This window comes from Brachybacterium sp. ACRRE, assembly GCF_022346485.1.
In the GTDB taxonomy this organism is placed as follows: domain Bacteria; phylum Actinomycetota; class Actinomycetes; order Actinomycetales; family Dermabacteraceae; genus Brachybacterium; species Brachybacterium halotolerans.
This window is the reverse complement of the sequence record NZ_JAKRMO010000044.1, coordinates 22181-37757: the sequence shown is the minus strand read 5'-3', so window position 1 is coordinate 37757 and position 15577 is coordinate 22181. Positions and strand designations below refer to the sequence as shown.

The 15577-nt window shown below is 71.8% G+C and carries 10 protein-coding genes and 1 rRNA gene; 9 read left to right on the top strand and 2 right to left on the bottom strand.

The window, feature by feature from the left end; translation table 11 throughout:
* The 9 genes from rrf to MHY49_RS12975 all read left to right on the top strand — a co-directional run.
* Positions 1–114, top strand: a 5S ribosomal RNA gene (gene rrf / locus MHY49_RS13015); the annotation flags it as partial.
* Positions 115–620: 506 nt separating this feature from the next.
* Entirely contained in the window at positions 621–1925 is a 1305-nt protein-coding gene (locus tag MHY49_RS13010) for an extracellular solute-binding protein (protein WP_239204733.1), read from the top strand.
* Between the two features lie 366 nt (positions 1926–2291).
* The gene (locus tag MHY49_RS13005; RefSeq protein WP_239204731.1) at positions 2292–3593 is read left to right on the top strand and encodes an extracellular solute-binding protein; all 1302 of its coding nucleotides are present in this window, start codon (positions 2292–2294) and stop codon (positions 3591–3593) included.
* Between the two features lie 47 nt (positions 3594–3640).
* Positions 3641–4579, top strand: a complete 939-nt coding sequence (locus tag MHY49_RS13000) for a carbohydrate ABC transporter permease (protein ID WP_228359540.1) — start codon at positions 3641–3643, stop codon at positions 4577–4579.
* Positions 4572–5516: a carbohydrate ABC transporter permease gene (locus MHY49_RS12995; protein ID WP_239204729.1), complete on the top strand. Its 945-nt coding sequence runs from the start codon at positions 4572–4574 to the stop codon at positions 5514–5516. Before MHY49_RS13000 ends, MHY49_RS12995 begins: the two co-directional genes overlap by 8 nt.
* 58 nt (positions 5517–5574) lie before the next feature.
* Entirely contained in the window at positions 5575–6933 is a 1359-nt protein-coding gene (locus tag MHY49_RS12990; RefSeq protein ID WP_239204727.1) for a Gfo/Idh/MocA family oxidoreductase, read from the top strand.
* Complete coding sequence (locus MHY49_RS12985; RefSeq protein ID WP_239204726.1) at positions 6930–8213, top strand: Gfo/Idh/MocA family protein; 1284 nt, start codon at positions 6930–6932, stop codon at positions 8211–8213. The genes MHY49_RS12990 and MHY49_RS12985 overlap by 4 nt, the downstream gene beginning before the upstream one ends.
* Complete coding sequence (locus MHY49_RS12980) at positions 8210–9685, top strand: tagaturonate epimerase family protein (RefSeq protein WP_239204724.1); 1476 nt, start codon at positions 8210–8212, stop codon at positions 9683–9685. The genes MHY49_RS12985 and MHY49_RS12980 overlap by 4 nt, the downstream gene beginning before the upstream one ends.
* Before the next feature lie 11 nt (positions 9686–9696).
* Positions 9697–12438: a glycosyl hydrolase gene (locus MHY49_RS12975; protein WP_239204722.1), complete on the top strand. Its 2742-nt coding sequence runs from the start codon at positions 9697–9699 to the stop codon at positions 12436–12438.
* A 186-nt stretch (positions 12439–12624) separates the two neighbouring features.
* Here MHY49_RS12975 and MHY49_RS12970 read toward each other — a convergent pair whose 3' ends face one another.
* Positions 12625–13947: a mannitol dehydrogenase family protein gene (locus tag MHY49_RS12970; protein WP_239204720.1), complete on the bottom strand. Its 1323-nt coding sequence runs from the start codon at positions 13945–13947 to the stop codon at positions 12625–12627.
* 82 nt (positions 13948–14029) lie between these two features.
* The gene (gene uxaC / locus MHY49_RS12965) at positions 14030–15457 is read right to left on the bottom strand and encodes a glucuronate isomerase (RefSeq protein ID WP_239204718.1); all 1428 of its coding nucleotides are present in this window, start codon (positions 15455–15457) and stop codon (positions 14030–14032) included.
* Positions 15458–15577 lie beyond the last annotated feature (120 nt).

Here is a 15577-nt window from a genome sequence, read left to right as displayed (position 1 = left end):
GGCGGTCATAGCGTTGGGGAAACGCCCGGTTCCATTCCGAACCCGGTAGCTAAGCCCTTCTGCGCCGATGGTACTGCACTCGGGAGGGTGTGGGAGAGTAGGACGCCGCCGGACATTCCTTTGGTGAATGAGGGTTGTGGCTCGTCACGAGCAGCTCCCCGAACCTATGTTGTGGGTTCGGGTGGAGCGCGGTGACGAGCCACAACCCTTTTCCGCACCCATACACCCCGGCCCTTCGCGTGCTGCGAGTGACGTGGGTGGGCGTGGGTGCCCCTCGAGCGACCCGCAGTTGCTCGCCTCGGTCCTCATGGGCGGGGAGCTCATGGACGAGCTGCCGGCGAGCCCAGAGTGGTGCCGCCCTGATCTTGCGCGCGCTCGTGGCGAGCGGGCCGCTGTCACGATTCGGCATCGAGGGCTTTACACGTTTCAGAGTTGCACCTACGCTCGTGCTCGATCCGGTGAGCGGACTTCTGCGGCCAGCTGGAGAGCGCTTCCCGGCGAAGGTGGTCCCACGACCTCACGGCGGCGATATCCGCCGTTGCACAGGGGCCCGAACGCCCCTCGCTCACGCGGACCGCCAGCAGAGCCGCACTCGGCGGCGATGATCGAAGGAGATCGCCATGCCCTCACGTCGAACCGTCCTCGCAGTGCCCCTGGCTCTGGCGGGCCTGGGAGGCCTCGCCGCCTGCGGTCCGAACGCTCCCGGTGGTTCCTCCGGCGGCTCCGGTGCCTCCGACTCCGGCACTCTGCGCTTCGCCTGGTGGGGCAACACGGTGCGCGACAAGGCCACACGCGACGCCATCTCGACGTATCACTCCGCACACCCCGAGGTGAGCATCTCCGATGAGCCCACGGACTGGTCGGGCTACTGGGACAAGCTCGCCACCCAGGTGGCCGGCGGGGACGTGCCCGACCTGATCCAGATGGACGAGTCGTACCTCAGCGAGTACTCCAGTCGCGGCATCCTCCTGGACCTCAAGGACTCCGACGTGGACACCTCTGAGTTCGATCCGTCGGCCCTGGACGCCGGCATGGTCGACGACGGGCTCTTCGCCCTCAACGCGGGCGTCAACGCCCCGGTGCTGCTCGCCAACCCTGACGTCTTCGACGCGGCGGGAGTGGACATGCCCGACGACGGCTCCTGGACCTGGAAGGAGCTCGTCGAGATGTCCGCCACGATCACCAAGGGCACGCCCGACGGGACCTTCGGCGTCCAGCAGCTCGGCGCAGCCGGCGATCCCGCGCTCAGCGTCTACCTCCGCCAGCTCGGAGCGGAGAAGTTCACCGACGACGGGCTCGGCTTCACCGCCGAGCAGCTGCAGCAGTGGATGGAGTTCGCCCTCGAGCTGCAGAGCACGGGTGCGGCACCTGGTGCCTCGGTCGCGGTCGAGGAGACCGGGAAGTCCGTCGACCAGACGCTGTTCGCCACCGGCAAGTGCGGTCTCCAGCTCGCGTGGTCGAACCAGGTGGTCAGCAACGACACGGCGCTCGGCGGCACCGTCAAGGTGCTCCGCATGCCGTCCATGACCGGGAAGGCGGCTGATGTGAAGCTCTGGTACAAGGCCTCGATGTACTTCGCGGTCGCGGCCAGGTCCGCACAGCAGGGGGCGGCCACGGCCTTCGTCGACTGGCTCGTGAACTCGAACGAGGCCGGGAAGATCCTCCTGGCCGAGCGCGGCGTCCCCGCGAACCTCACGGTGCGCAAGGCCATCGAGGGCGACCTCACCGACTCCGACCTCAAGGCCGTCGACTTCATCGAGGCCATCGCCGACGAGCTGGGGGAGTCCCCGGTGATCACCCCTCCGGGCGGCAGCGCCGTGAACGACGCCCTCGGCAGGCACATGGAGGACGTCCTCTTCGGGCGCGCGAAGCCCGCGGACGCGAGCTCCGCCGCCCTCACCGAGGCCCAGGGGCAGCTCGGATGAGCGTCGCGATCGCCGTCGGCACTGGCGTGCGCCGGGAGACGCGCGGAATGTCGGTCTCGTGGCGCGGGCGACGGGACAGCGCTGTCCGTGGTCGGGTCGATGCCATCGATGGCCGCGATGAGAACGTTTGCATTCGGGTGGTGTCCTCTGCTTAGAATCTGCCCACCGCACGGTCGTCGACGACCGTGACCATCGGCCGCAGTCCCGCGAGCGGCCGCCCGTGGCCCATCACCCGCGGCTCGTCGTCCGCCCTCCGGCACACGGCCGTCGGCCATGAGAGACCCGCATCCTCCCGCTCCGCCCGCAGAGCCGCACCCACCTCACCCCACCCCAATCCGCGCAGCAGCCCTGATCGAAGGAGATCACGTGCACACCCGACGCGAAGCCCTCGCCCTCACCCTCGCCGTGCCCACGGCGCTGACCCTGGCCGCCTGCGGCCCCAACCGCTCCAGCTCGGAGACCTCGGGCAGCGACGGCTCCTCCGCCCTCCGGTTCATGTGGTGGGGGAACGCCGTGCGCGACAAGGCCACCCGCGGCGCGATCGACGCCTATGGCGACGTCGAGTCCGATCTGGGCATCTCCGCGGAGCCGGCCGACTGGTCGGGCTACTGGGACAAGCTCGCCACGCAGGTCGCGGGCGGCGACATGCCCGACGTCGTCCAGATGGACGAGAAGTACCTCAGCGAGTACGGCAACCGTGGTGCGCTTCTCGACCTCGAGAAGGCCGGTCTGGAGACGGGCGACTTCGAGGACAGCTCGGTCGCGGCGGGCGAGGTGCCGGACAAGGGCCTGCTCGCCATCAACGCCGGCATCAACGCGCCGGTGCTGCTCGCGAACGCCGCCGTGTTCGAGGACGCGGGCATCGACCTGCCCGACGACACCACCTGGACCTGGGACGACCTCGCATCCCTCGCCGCCGACATCACGAAGGCCACAGACGACGGCGTCTACGGGCTCCAGCAGATCGGCCTGGTCCAGGCGACCTTCCAGGTGTACATGCGCCAGCTCGGCAAGGACCAGTACTCGGCCGACGGCGCCGGCTTCGCCGCCGAGGACGCCGAGAAGTTCCTCGCCTACGCGAAGTCCCTGCAGGAGACGAAGGCCGCGCCCGACGCGTCCGTGTCGGTCGAGGAGGCCGGCCAGTCCGTGGACCAGTCCCTGTTCGCCACCGGCAAGTGCGCCCTCCAGGTCGCATGGTCCAACCAGGTCGTCGCCTACGACACCGCCGCGGGCGGGAAGGTCCACGTGCTGCGCATGCCGTCGATGACCGGGAAGGCCGCCGACGCGCAGCTCTGGTACAAGGCCTCGATGTACTTCGCGGTCTCCGCGAAGACGACCGCCGAGGAGCAGGCCGTCGCCTTCGTCGACTGGCTCGTCAACAGCGAGGACGCGGGGAGGCTGCTGCTCGCCGAGCGCGGCGTGCCCGCCAACCTGACGGTCCGCGAGGCGATCGCGGACGACCTCACCGACGCCGACATCAAGGCCGTCGACTTCATCGAGTCGATCGCGGACGAGCTGGGCGACGCCCCCGTCATCACCCCGCAGGGCGGCGGCCAGTTCGAGGACATCCTCACGCGGTGCGGGGAGGACCTCCTGTTCGGCCGCACCGACACCAAGGCCGCCGGGAAGGACCTGCTGGATCAGCTCACGTCGGCGATCACCGTCTGAACCGGTTCCGGACCGGACGGTGAGGACCTCTCGAGGAAGGATGAGTGATGAGTGCTATCGGTGAGCTCACGTCCATGGCGAAGGGCCGTGGACGGGGCGGGGTGCGTGAGAAGCACCCGGACAACAAACCGGCCCTGGTGTTCATGGCGCCGTGGCTGCTGGGCCTGCTCGGGATCACCCTGATCCCGATGATCGCCTCGCTGTACCTCTCGTTCACGGACTACAGCCTGCTGGCCGCCCCCAAGTGGATCGGCCTGCAGAACTTCGTGGACATGTTCCACGACGCCCGGCTGATGACCTCGCTCAAGGTCACCCTGATCTACGTGATCGTGGGGGTTCCTCTCCAGCTCGCCCTCGCCCTCGCGCTCGCGGTCCTGCTCAACGAGGGCATCAAGGGGCTCTCGTTCTACCGCTCGATCTTCTACCTGCCCTCCCTGCTGGGCGGGTCGGTCGCGATCGCGATCCTGTGGCGCCAGATGTTCGGCACCGGCGGCCTTGTCAACCAGATCGCGGGCATGCTCGGCTTCACGAACCTGCCCGGCTGGATCTCCGACCCGTCCACCGCGCTGGGCACGATCATCCTGCTGCACGTGTGGACGTTCGGCTCCCCGATGATCATCTTCCTCGCGGGCCTGCGCCAGATCCCCCAGATGTACTACGAGGCCGCCGAGGTCGATGGCGCCGGACGCTGGCGGCGCTTCACCGCGATCACCCTGCCCCTGCTGACCCCGATCATCTTCTTCAACCTGGTCCTGCAGGTGATCAACGCCTTCCAGTCGTTCACCCAGGCGTTCGTCGTCTCCGGAGGCACCGGCGGCCCCTCCGACTCCACCCTCTTCTACACGCTGTACCTCTACCAGAAGGGCTTCACCCAGTTCGACATGGGTTACGCCTCCGCGATGGCCTGGCTGCTCCTGATCATCGTCGCGATCTTCACCGCCATCAACTTCTTCGTCTCCAAGTTCTGGGTGTTCTACGATGACTGATCAACTCACCACCAGCGGTCCCTCCCGCCCCGCAGGCGCCGGCGCCGCCGCCGCGCCCGTCGGCCGCGGCCACCACACGGACGACCCGGCGAAGACCCGTCCCCGCCGCACCCGGCGCGTAGGGCCGATCGTCCGCCACGCGATCCTCATCATCGCCTCGCTGGTCATGATCTATCCGCTGCTGTGGATGATCGTCAGCTCCCTGCGCCCCAACACCGAGATCTTCCGCAATCCCGGTCTGCTCCCGATCAGCTTCAACACCGAGAACTACGTCAACGGATGGAACGCCCTGTCCCAGCCGTTCTCCCACTACCTCATCAACTCGACCCTGCTGGTCCTGGGCTGCGTGATCGGGAACGTCATCGCCTGCTCCCTCACCGCCTACGCCTTCGCCCGCCTCAAGTTCTGGGGCCGGAACATCGCGTTCGCGGTCATGCTGATGACGCTGATGCTCCCCATCCACGTCGTCATCGTCCCGCAATACATCATGTTCTCCCAGACCGGGTGGGTGAACACGATGCTCCCGCTCATCCTCCCGAAATTCCTCGCGACCGATGCGTTCTTCGTGTTCCTCATGGTCCAGTTCATCCGGGGCATTCCCCGCGAGCTCGACGAGGCCGCCCGCATCGACGGCTGCGGACATTTCCGCATCTTCTTCCGCGTGATCCTGCCGCTCATGACGCCCGCGATCGCGACCACGGTGATCTTCACGTTCATGTGGATGTGGAACGACTTCTTCGGCTCCCTCATCTACCTCACCACGCCGGACAACTTCACCGTCCCGCTGGCCCTGCAGGCCTTCCTCGACTCCCAGGGCACCTCCGACTGGGGCGCCATGTTCGCCATGTCGATCGTGTCCCTGATTCCCCTCTTCGTCGTATTCCTCCTCGGCCAGCGGTTCCTGATCCGAGGATTCGCGACGACGGGGATCAAATGAGCGGGATGCGTCGGCCGCGCGAGGCCCGTTCCGTTCCCCACGTCCCGAAGGAGACCGCATGAGCACCCGCTACGGCCTGATCGGCACCGGTCATCGCAGCCAGATGTACATCGACGCGATCACCGGCCCCCATGCCGACGTCGCCGAGCTCGTCGCCCTGTTCGACACGAACCCCGGGCGCATGCAGTGGTACCGCGAGCACTACGAGGCGCTCGAGGGCGTCCCCACCGTCGGTCCCGAGCACCTCGAGGACGTGATCGCCGAGCAGGGCATCGAGCGCATGATCGTGACCTCCATGGACCGGTTCCATGCCGAGCACATCGTGCGCAGCCTCGAGGCCGGGGCCGACGTCGTCGTCGAGAAGCCGCTGACGATCGACGCGGAGAAGGCGCGGATGATCGAGGAGGCCGTGCGCCGCACCGGCCGCAGCGTGACCGTCACCTTCAACTACCGCTACTCGCCGCGCAACAGCGCCCTGCGCGAGGTGATCGCCGACGGTCGCATCGGCACGCCGGTCTCCATGGTCTTCGAGTGGGTGCTGGACACCGCGCACGGCGCCGACTACTTCCGGCGCTGGCACCGCGACAAGGCGAACTCGGGCGGACTGTTCGTCCACAAGGCCTCCCACCACTTCGACCTCGCCTCCTGGTGGATCGACGCCCACCCCCGGACCGTCTCTGCGCGCGGCGGCGTGCGCTTCTACGGCGATCGGGCGGCGCAGGAGAGGGGAGAGGGGCCGGCCGCCGAGCGCGGCACGCACGACGGTCCGCACGGTCCCTTCGAGCTCGACCTGCGCAGCGATCCCCGCCTGAAGGAGCTCTACCTCGACCAGGAGCAGCACGACGGCTACCGCCGTGACCAGGACGTCTTCGCGCCCGGCGTCACCACGGAGGACAACCTCACGGCGATCGTCGACTTCGACAGCGGCCTCACCCTGACCTACGCGCTGAACGCCCACAGCCCCTGGGAGGGCTACCGGGTCGCCGTCAACGGCACCGAGGGGCGCGTCGAGCTCGAGGTCGTCGAGCGCACGGCCGTGCTCACGAACCCCCGGCAGCGGGGCGAGGACGACGGAGCGACCGAAGGCGACGCGGTGGTCGACCCGAGCGCCGTGCGGGTGGACGACGAGGGCGAGGGGGCTCGCCGCGCCGGAGAGAGACTCGTCCTGCAGCGTCATTTCGAGACCGCCCAGGAGATCGAGATCCCGCAGGGAGAGGGGGCGCACGGCGGCGGCGACGCGCTCATGCTCGCCGAGGTCTTCCGCGGGCGCGCTCGCGGTGAGGGGGCGGATCCGCTGGGCCGAGCGGCCGACTGGCACGACGGCCTGCGCGCGATCTCCATCGGCATCTGCGGCAACGCCTCGATCGAGACCGGGCAGGCCGTCGACGTCGAGGAGTTCATGGGGATCGGTCGATGAGCGCGGGTCAGGCGCGTGCGGCGCGGCCCATCGCACTGATCGGCACGCGGGGCTTCGGCGCCGTGCACCTGCGGCAGATGGCGCCGCTGGCCGAGAGCGGACGGATACGCCTGGTGGGAGTCGTCGACGTCGCCGAGCCCGAGCCGGGGATCGGCGCCCCGTGGTTCCCGAGCCTCGCAGCACTGCTCGAGGGAGCCGACGGGGCGCCCGAGGTGCTGATCATCGCCACGCCCATCACCACCCACGCCGACCTGGCCCGCGAAGGCCTCGCCGCCGGCTGCCACCTCTACCTCGAGAAGCCGCCCGTGCCCTCCCTCGCCGATCACGAGGACCTGCTGCGCGCGGCGAGCGAGGCAGGACGCACGGTCCAGGTCGGCTTCCAGGCACGCGGCGGAGGCGGAGCCGCACGGATGCGGGAGCTGCTCGCCTCCGGCGCGCTGGGCGAGGTGCGCAGCGTCGACGCCTTCGGCGCATGGATGCGCGACCGCGCCTACTACGCGCGCAGCCCCTGGGCGGGCAGGCGACGCATGGACGGCCGACGAGTGGCCGACGGCGTCGCCACCAACCCCCTCGCCCACGCCGTCGACCTCGCCCTGCAGATCGCGGGCATCTCCCGCCAGGGCGACATCGCGCGGATCACCACCGAGCTGCGCCGCGCCCACGACATCGAGGCCGACGGCACCACCTACCTGCGGGTGGACCCCGCGGGCCCCGGGCCCTTCGTCCAGGCGGCGCTCGTGACCACCGCGCCCTCGCAGAGCGAACCCTGGATCGAGATCCGCGGGGAGAAGGGGCGCGCCCGCCTCGAGTACACGACGGATCATCTCGAGCTCGTCGACGCCTCCGGGGTGCGCACGCAGGAAACCCTCGGACGCAGGGATCTGCTCGTCGACCTCCTCGATCACCTCGACCTCCTCGACCGCCGCGGTCATCTCGACCGCCGCGATGATCTCGACGACGGCGAGGACTCGTCCGCGCCGCTGCTCTCCTCGCTCGAGAGCACCGAGGCCTTCACCACCGTCCTCGAAGCCACCCAGAGCGGTCCCGACCCGCGGCCCATCGGCCCCGAGCACATCACCTGGGACGGAGAGGGCCAAGCCGCCCACCCCGTCGTCCACGACATCGAGGACTGGATGGGCCGGGCGCTCCACGCCGGCGCGCCGTTCAGCCGCATCGGCGCGCCCTTCGCCGACCCGGACGCGGTCCACGAGACCACCGCGTCGGCCCTCGCGCCCCAGTACCGCCGCGCATCCGACCCCACCGGAGGAGAATCCCGATGACCCTGAGCACCGACACCCTGCAGGCCGACGTGGTCCGCACCCGCGAGCGGAGCAGTCTGCTGCTGCGCGCCGCACGCCCCGCGGACCTGGCCGCGTTCGAGGGGACCGTCTCCGGGACGGCCGACGGGGCGGTCCTCGAGGGGCCCGCGAGCCACGCCAACGCGCTCGCCCTGCGGGCGGCGGTGCCGGCGCTGCGTCCGCGGCTCGTGAGCGGGCACCGCACCTCGGTGGGAACCGGCGACCGCACCGGCCTCGCGACCGCCGGGCAGTCGCGCGCCTTCGCAGAATCCGGCGGAGGAGTCTTCCCCGTGCTCGCCCAGCAGTCGATCCGCGAGATGGACCGGCTCGGGCGCAGCGCGCGCGAGGTCCTCGATGACGCGGTGTTCGGCCTGGTCGAGGCCGGATGGGAACGCGGGTACGGGGCGGACTGCGACCACATCAAGACCACCGAGGGCATCGACCGCGGGCTCGATGCCGGGTTCCGCATGTTCACCCTCGACCCGGGCGACATGGTCCAGGACGTCACCGGCGGCTTCACCGATCAGCAGGTCGACGACCTGCCCTGGGAGGCGCTCGAGGACACCCGCGCCGACCTCCTCGCCCGCTACCGGGGCCTCGACATCGAGGCCGCGGGGGAGCGGATCGAGCCGTCGGACGCGGAGATCCTCACCGCCGCCGTGAAGTACGGCGGGGCGGTCGCCGAGGCCGCGCGCCTGCACCGCCACCTGCTCGCGCACGCACCCGAGGCCGCACCCGGCGCGCACGGGGGCGAGCCCGCCGTCGAGGTCGAGATCGCGGTCGACGAGACTGCCTGGCAGACCACCTTCTTCGAGCACCACTACCTCGCGACCGAGCTCGAGAGGCTCGGCGTCAGCTGGTTCTCCTTCGCCCCCCGCTACGTCGACGGCTTCGAGAAGGGCCTCGAGTTCCGCGGCGACCGGGAGGAGCTGCGACGCAACCTCGAGGTCCACCACGCGATCGGCGAGCTGCACGGCGGCTACAAGATCTCGCTGCACTCCGGGTCCGACAAGTTCTCGATCTACCCGCTCGCCCTCGAGGCCACCGACGGGCTCGTCCACCTGAAGACCTCCGGCACCTCCTACCTGTGCGCCCTCGAGGTCGTGGCCGCGGCGGACCCCGAGCTGTTCGCCGCCGTCTGGGGCATCTCGCGGGAGGCCTACGCGCGGGCGAAGGCCTCCTACCAGGTCTCCGCGCGCGAGGACCGCACCCCGAGGGAGCTCTCCGGCCTGGGCGCGGACGACCTCGTGCAGCTCGTGCGGGACAGCGACGACGCCCGGCAGATCCTGCACGTCGGCTACGGCGACTCGCTCACCGCGGACCTCCCCGACGGGACCCCGCTGCGCGAGCGCTTCGCGGCGGATCTGAGGGCCCACCACGACCGGTACACCGGGGTGCTCGTCCCGCACATCTCCCGCCACCTCGCCTCCTTCGCCGCCGTGCCGGCGCGCTGAACGGTCGTGCGATGAGCGGGATCCGGGCGGGAGGCGGAGCAGGCACGGGCGGCGGAGCAGAGGCGGCAGACGGAGCAGGCACGGGAGACGCGGAGGCCGGCACTCCCACCGCGGTGCGCAGCGGGTGGCAGGACCCGGACCCGGTCGACCGGCCGATGATGCGCTGGTGGTGGTTCGGGCCCGACCAGGAGCTCGGGGAGATCGACCGCGAGCTCGAGGCCATGGCCGCAGCGGGCCTCGGCGGCGCCGAGGTCGCCTTCGTCCACCCGCTGCGGGAGACGACGGACCGCTTCGGCTCGCCGCGGATGCTCGCGGCCCTGCGCCACGCCGCCGAGCGGGCGCGGGAGCTCGGCCTGCGGCTGGACGTGACGCTCGGCAGCGGCTGGTCGTTCGGCGGGCCCCACATCGGACCCGAGCACGCCTCGCGGCGCCTGCGCTGGGAGCGCCGCGAGATCTCCCCGGCGCCGCTGGAGGTCTCGGCCCGGGGCGCCTGGCCGGGCGACGACCTCGTGGGCGCCTATGTCGGGGAGGGCACGGCACCGACGCAGTGGACGCACGTGCGGGCCACGCAGGGCGCCGAGGTGCTGCGGATCCCCGCCGGGCTCGGGCCCCGCACCGTGCTGCTCGCCTGGTCGGAGGTGACCGGGCAGCAGGTCAAACGGTCATCGGCCGGGGCCGAGGGGCCCGTGCTCGACCACCTCAGCGCCGACGCGACCCGGCACCATCTGCATGTCGTGGGCGAGGCGCTGCTGGGCGCCGTGCCCGCCGCGCTGCTGGGCTCGGTGTTCTGCGACAGCCTCGAGGTGTACGAGGCGGGCTGGACGCCGCGGCTGCCCGAGGAGTTCGCGCGGCGCCGCGGCTACGACCCCGTGCCCGTGCTGCACCGCCTCGTCACCGAGGGGACGGGCGGCGAGGGGCCGGACACCACGCAGCTGCGGGTCGATATGGGCCGTACCCTCAGCGAGCTCGTCGAGGAGAACTTCCTGGCCGTGTGCCGCGACTGGGCCGCGGGCCACGGCGTCCCCTTCCGCGTCCAGGCCTACGGCGAACCGCCGGTGACGCTCAGCGCCTACCGCTCGGCCGACCTCGTCGAGGGGGAGGGCGCGGGCTGGAAGGAGATCACGGCCTGCCGCTGGGCATCCTCCGCCGCGCACCTGCTGGGGCACGGCGTGGTCTCGAGCGAGGTGTGGACATGGGTGCACTCGCCCTCCTTCCGCGCGACGCCGCTGGACCTGCGGGCCGAGGCGCACGACCACCTGCTCTCGGGCATCACCCGGTTCGTCGGTCACGGCTGGCCCTACTCGCCGCCCGAGGCGCCGGGACTGGGCTGGCGCTTCTACGCCGCCGGAGCGCTGGACGACCGCAACCCCTGGTGGCCCGCGATGCCGGAGCTCACCACCTCGCTCGCCCGGCTCTGCGGGGCGCTGCGGCGCGGGGAGCGGGTCGCCGACGTGGCCGCTCTGGTGCCCGCCGACGACGCCCGCGCCGCCCACGCCGGCGGCTTCGACCTGTTCAAGGCCGCGCGCGACCTCATCGGCCCCCGGATCCCGGCGGCGATCCGCACAGGAGGCTGGGACTTCGACCTCGTGGACGACCCCGCGCCCGAGACCCTCGCACCGGACGCCTACCCCGTGGTCGTGGTCGCCCGGGCGACCCGGATGCCGGAGACGACGCGCGCATGGCTCGACGCGGTCCGTGCGGTGGGCGGCACCGTGCTCGCCGTCGAGGCGCCGGCCTGCCCTGCGCACGAGCAGGTCTCCGAGACGGACCTCGGCGCGGCCCTGCGCCCCGCGCTCCCGCCCGACGTCGCCCTCCGCGGCGACGGCGGGGAGATCGGCACGGTGCACCGCAGGCTGGACGGCGGGGACCTGTACCTGGTGGCGAACACCGGGGGCGAGGTGCGCCGCGTCGCGATCACCCCGCGCACGTCCCGGGCGCACTGGGAGCTCCTCGACCCGGACGACGGCGGACGCCGCGCACTCGCGGATCGGTCCTCGGCCGAGGCGGAGGGCAGCGCCGAGGCGAGGGGTGAAATCGAGGGCGGGGACGAGGGCGGGGACAAGGGCGGCGTCGACGACGGGACGATCACCCTCGCGCTGCACCCGTACCAAGCGCTCGTGCTGATCGGGAGCGACGACGAGCCGGCCCGGACCGACGCGCACGATGACGCGGCGTCGCTCGACGGCGCCGCGTCACGGGCGGAGCCGCACGCGCTGCTCGCCCTCGCGGGGCCGTGGACCTTCGCGAGCGCGGGCGACGCGGAGCGCGAGGTGACCCTGCCGCACAGCTGGGAGGGGGAGCTCCCGCCGGAGCGCTCGCGCGGCGTCTACGAGATCGAGGTCCGGATCGGGGCGGAGCAGGTGCCGGACGGCGCACGCATCGAGCTCGACCTGGGGCCGTGCGCCCCGATGCCTCGGTCGGACGGCGCGCAGGGCTTCCGCGCCGAGGTGCGCCCGCCCGTGGGGGAGATCGCCGTGGTCGAGGTCGACGGCGAGCGGGCCGGGATCATCTGGAGGGCACCGCACCGCCTGGACCTCACCGACCGTCTGCGTCCGGGGACGCACCGGCTGCGGCTGACGGTGCTGACCACCGCGGCCGGGGCCTCGGCCGTCGACCCGCATGTGGGCCCGATGGTCGAGGAGTCCCGGAGGGTGTACGGCGACCGGTTCGCCCTCCAGGACCTCGATCGCACCCTCGAGGACGTCCACCGCGGCCTGCACGAGGTGCCGGTGCTGCGGGTCCTGCGGGGCTGATGGCGAGCTGGGCCGGGGCCGGCCTGGTCCGGACCTGGGCCTGTGGCCGTGTGCCGGGGCAGCTCGGTCGGCTGATGCGGCCGGCGCTCGGGCTTCGATGTCGCTGGGTGAGGTCTCAACGCCTATATGGGCTCGAGGCCTCACCCAGCGACATCGAAGGGCGCGGATGGAGCGCACGCCCGTGCCTCAGGCCCGGGGCAGCGTCCCCTCGGCGGCGACGACCGCGTCCACGAGATCCTGCGGGGCGCCGCCGTCGATGACGATGTCGAGCAGGGCCTGCACGCGCGCCGTCGGATCCTCGAGGCGGGCGGCCCCGGAGATCTCGTCGGCCCGCGGATCCGAGAACGCCGTGCCGGTGGCGACGCGCCAGGTGACGAAGGCGGTCCAGGCCGCGACGAGCGCGAGGGCGCCGGACGCCTGCGCGGAGCCACCGCGGTCGGCGATCACGGGCAGGGCGCGCACCGTGAGCTTCACCGAGCCGTCGGCCGCGATGCGGTCCAGGGCGTCGGCCATGCGCGGGTTCTCGAAGCGCTCGACGAGCGCGGCCGTGTAGGCGTCGAGCTCCGCGGCGGGCAGGGGCAGGGTCGCGCGGGCGTCGGCCCAGAGGGCGTCGACCAGAGCGCGCACGGCCGGGTCGGAGATCGCCTGGTCCACGCGCTCGTGACCGGCGAGCTGGCCCGCGTAGGCCATGAGGGAGTGGGCGCCGTTGAGCAGACGCAGCTTGCGCTTCTCGTGCACCTCGACGTCCTCGACGAGCTGCGCGCCCGCCGACTCCCAGGCCGGGCGCCGGCCGCGGAACGCGTCCTGGACGACCCACTCGGTGAAGGGCTCGGTGACCACGGTCGCGCGGTCGGCGAAGCCCGTGGCCTCCTCGACGATCCGCTGGTCCTCGGCGCTCGCGGCCGGGGTGATCCGGTCGACCATCGTGGAGATGACGTCCACGTGGTCGTCGAACCAGTCGCGGGTGTCCGCGTCGGCCGCGGAGAGCACCGCCTCGCGCAGCACCTCCCCGTTGCCCGGCAGGTTGTCGCACGAGACCAGCGCGATCGGCTCCTCGACGCCGGCCTCGCGGCGCGCGCGCAGGCCGAGCGCGAGGCGCGCGGGGGCGGAGACGGCGGGGTCGTCGCCCGCCGCGTACCCCTTCTCGGTGATCGTCAGCGTCACCACGGACACCTCGGGATCCGCGATCAGGCGCTGCAGGGCCTCGAGGTCGGACGCGGGGCGGACCTCGTCGAGGACGTCCAGAAGGCGCACCTGATCGCCATCGGCCTCGCGGACGACGAGGCCGTAGCGGTTCCCCTGCGCCTCGAGCGTCTCGGCGATCGCGGGGGAGCGGCCGGTGAAGGCGCTCACGCGCCACGCGTCCTCGCCCCCGCCGGCGTCCGCCGTGTACGGCAGCGTGTGGGCGCGGGAGAAGTTGCCGATGCCCAGGTGGACGAGGCGGCCGCCCCCGGAGGGGGCGGCGCCGGCGGCGGATGCCGCGGCGGCAGGGATGGACGGGGTGCTCACGGTGCTGACCTCCAGGAAGCGGTGCGGTGGCGAGGGTGCGGGCGGCGCCGCGCGTGCGGCCGCCCGTGCGGGCGGCGCCGACTCAGTGGGAGATGGGCGGGTAGGCCGCGCGGGGGAGGGTGGTCGAGAGGTCGATCGCGACCTCGGTGGCCTCGTCCTCGCCCAGGCGATGCTCGGCGACCAGGTTCGCGAGGTAGCCGGCGTCCACGCGGCGCGAGAGGTCGTGGCGCGCGGGGATGGAGGCGAAGGCGCGGGTGTCGTCGACGAAGCCCGACATGTTGTAGAACCCGGCGGTCTCCGTGGCGAGCTCGCGGAAGCGGCGCATGCCGTCGGGCGAGTCGAGGAACCACCACGGGGCGCCGAGGCGCACCGAGGGGTAGGTGCCCGCGATCGGGGCGAGCTCGCGCGAGTAGACGGTCTCGTCGATCGTGAACAGGATGCAGTGGAAGCGCGGGTCGCGGCCGAAGCGGTCGAGCATGGGCTGCACGCCGCGCGCATAGTCCACGGGCACGGGGATGTCGTAGCCCTTGTCCTTGCCGTAGGTCTCCAGCACGCCCGAGTGGTGATCGCGCAGCACCCCGGGGTGGATCTGCATGACCAGGCCGTCCTCGCAGGACATCTCGGCGGTCATGAACAGCATGTGGGCCTCGAAGGCGAAGGCCTCCTCGCGGCTGGGCCGCTCCCCGGCGCGCACGCGGGCGTAGAGCGCAGCGGCGTCGGCCGGATCCATCGGCGTCGTGTCGGCCCGCAGGTGCCCGTGGTCCGAGGCGCGCGCGCCGGCGGCGACGAAGGCCCTGCGGCGCTCGCGGATCGCGTCGAGGAAGCCCGAGAAGTCGCCCGTGTCGATGCCGGAGACCGCGGCGAGGTCGTCGACCTCCCGCGTCCATGCGGGGCCGCCGATCTGGAAGACCGCGTCCGGACGGAAGGTCGGCACGACGCGCTCGCCGAGGCCCTGCTCCGCGATGCTCGCGTGGAAGGCGAGGTCGGACGTCGCGGGGTCCGTGGTCGAGATGATCTCGATGTCGAAGCGGTCCAGGAGCTGCTGGGGACGGAAGTCGTCGCTCGCGACGACCGCGGCGATCTGGTCGTAGATGCGGTCCGCGGACTCGGCCGACGGCATCTCGTGGACGTCGAAGACCTCGACCAGCTCGTGCTCGATCCAGTAGCGCGACGGGGTGCCCCGGTAGAGCTTCCAGTTCTCGCAGAAGGTGCGCCAGATCTTCCGGGAGTCGGTCTCGACCGCGCCGCCGTCGCTGCGCGCGAGGCCCAGCGCGTCGTAGGAGATGCCCTGGGAGGCGAGCATGCGGGTCACGTAGTGGTCGGGCACGATCAGCAGCTGCGCGGGATCGGCGAACGGCGTGTTCTCCGCGAAGGCCTGCGCCTCCACGTGCCCGTGCATCGAGATCAGCGGAAGGTTCGCGACCTGCTCGTAGATCCGCACGGCGATGTCCCGCACCGCCGGATCCGCGGGCAGCGCGCGATGGGGGTGCAGGGTGAGCGGCGTGGTCATGGGGTCTCCTCCTCGAGATGGCGACGACGGGAGCGCAGGGGCTCCGGGCTGCGATCCGGCTCCGCCTCCGGGGCGGTTCCGGACGGTGCCGGGGCGTGCGGCCCACCGGGATGCAATCGT

What these genes read in the sequence shown, in the direction of transcription:
- MHY49_RS13010 (WP_239204733.1), top strand. Translation starts at nt 621, where the DNA reads ATGCCCTCACGTCGAACCGTCCTCGCAGTGCCCCTGGCTCTGGCGGGC.
- MHY49_RS13000 (WP_228359540.1), top strand. Translation starts at nt 3,641, where the DNA reads ATGAGTGCTATCGGTGAGCTCACGTCCATGGCGAAGGGCCGTGGACGG.
- MHY49_RS12995 (WP_239204729.1), top strand. Translation starts at nt 4,572, where the DNA reads ATGACTGATCAACTCACCACCAGCGGTCCCTCCCGCCCCGCAGGCGCC.
- MHY49_RS12990 (WP_239204727.1), top strand. Translation starts at nt 5,575, where the DNA reads ATGAGCACCCGCTACGGCCTGATCGGCACCGGTCATCGCAGCCAGATG.
- MHY49_RS12985 (WP_239204726.1), top strand. Translation starts at nt 6,930, where the DNA reads ATGAGCGCGGGTCAGGCGCGTGCGGCGCGGCCCATCGCACTGATCGGC.
- MHY49_RS12980 (WP_239204724.1), top strand. Translation starts at nt 8,210, where the DNA reads ATGACCCTGAGCACCGACACCCTGCAGGCCGACGTGGTCCGCACCCGC.
- MHY49_RS12975 (WP_239204722.1), top strand. Translation starts at nt 9,697, where the DNA reads ATGAGCGGGATCCGGGCGGGAGGCGGAGCAGGCACGGGCGGCGGAGCA.
- uxaC (WP_239204718.1), bottom strand. Translation starts at nt 15,457, where the DNA reads ATGACCACGCCGCTCACCCTGCACCCCCATCGCGCGCTGCCCGCGGAT.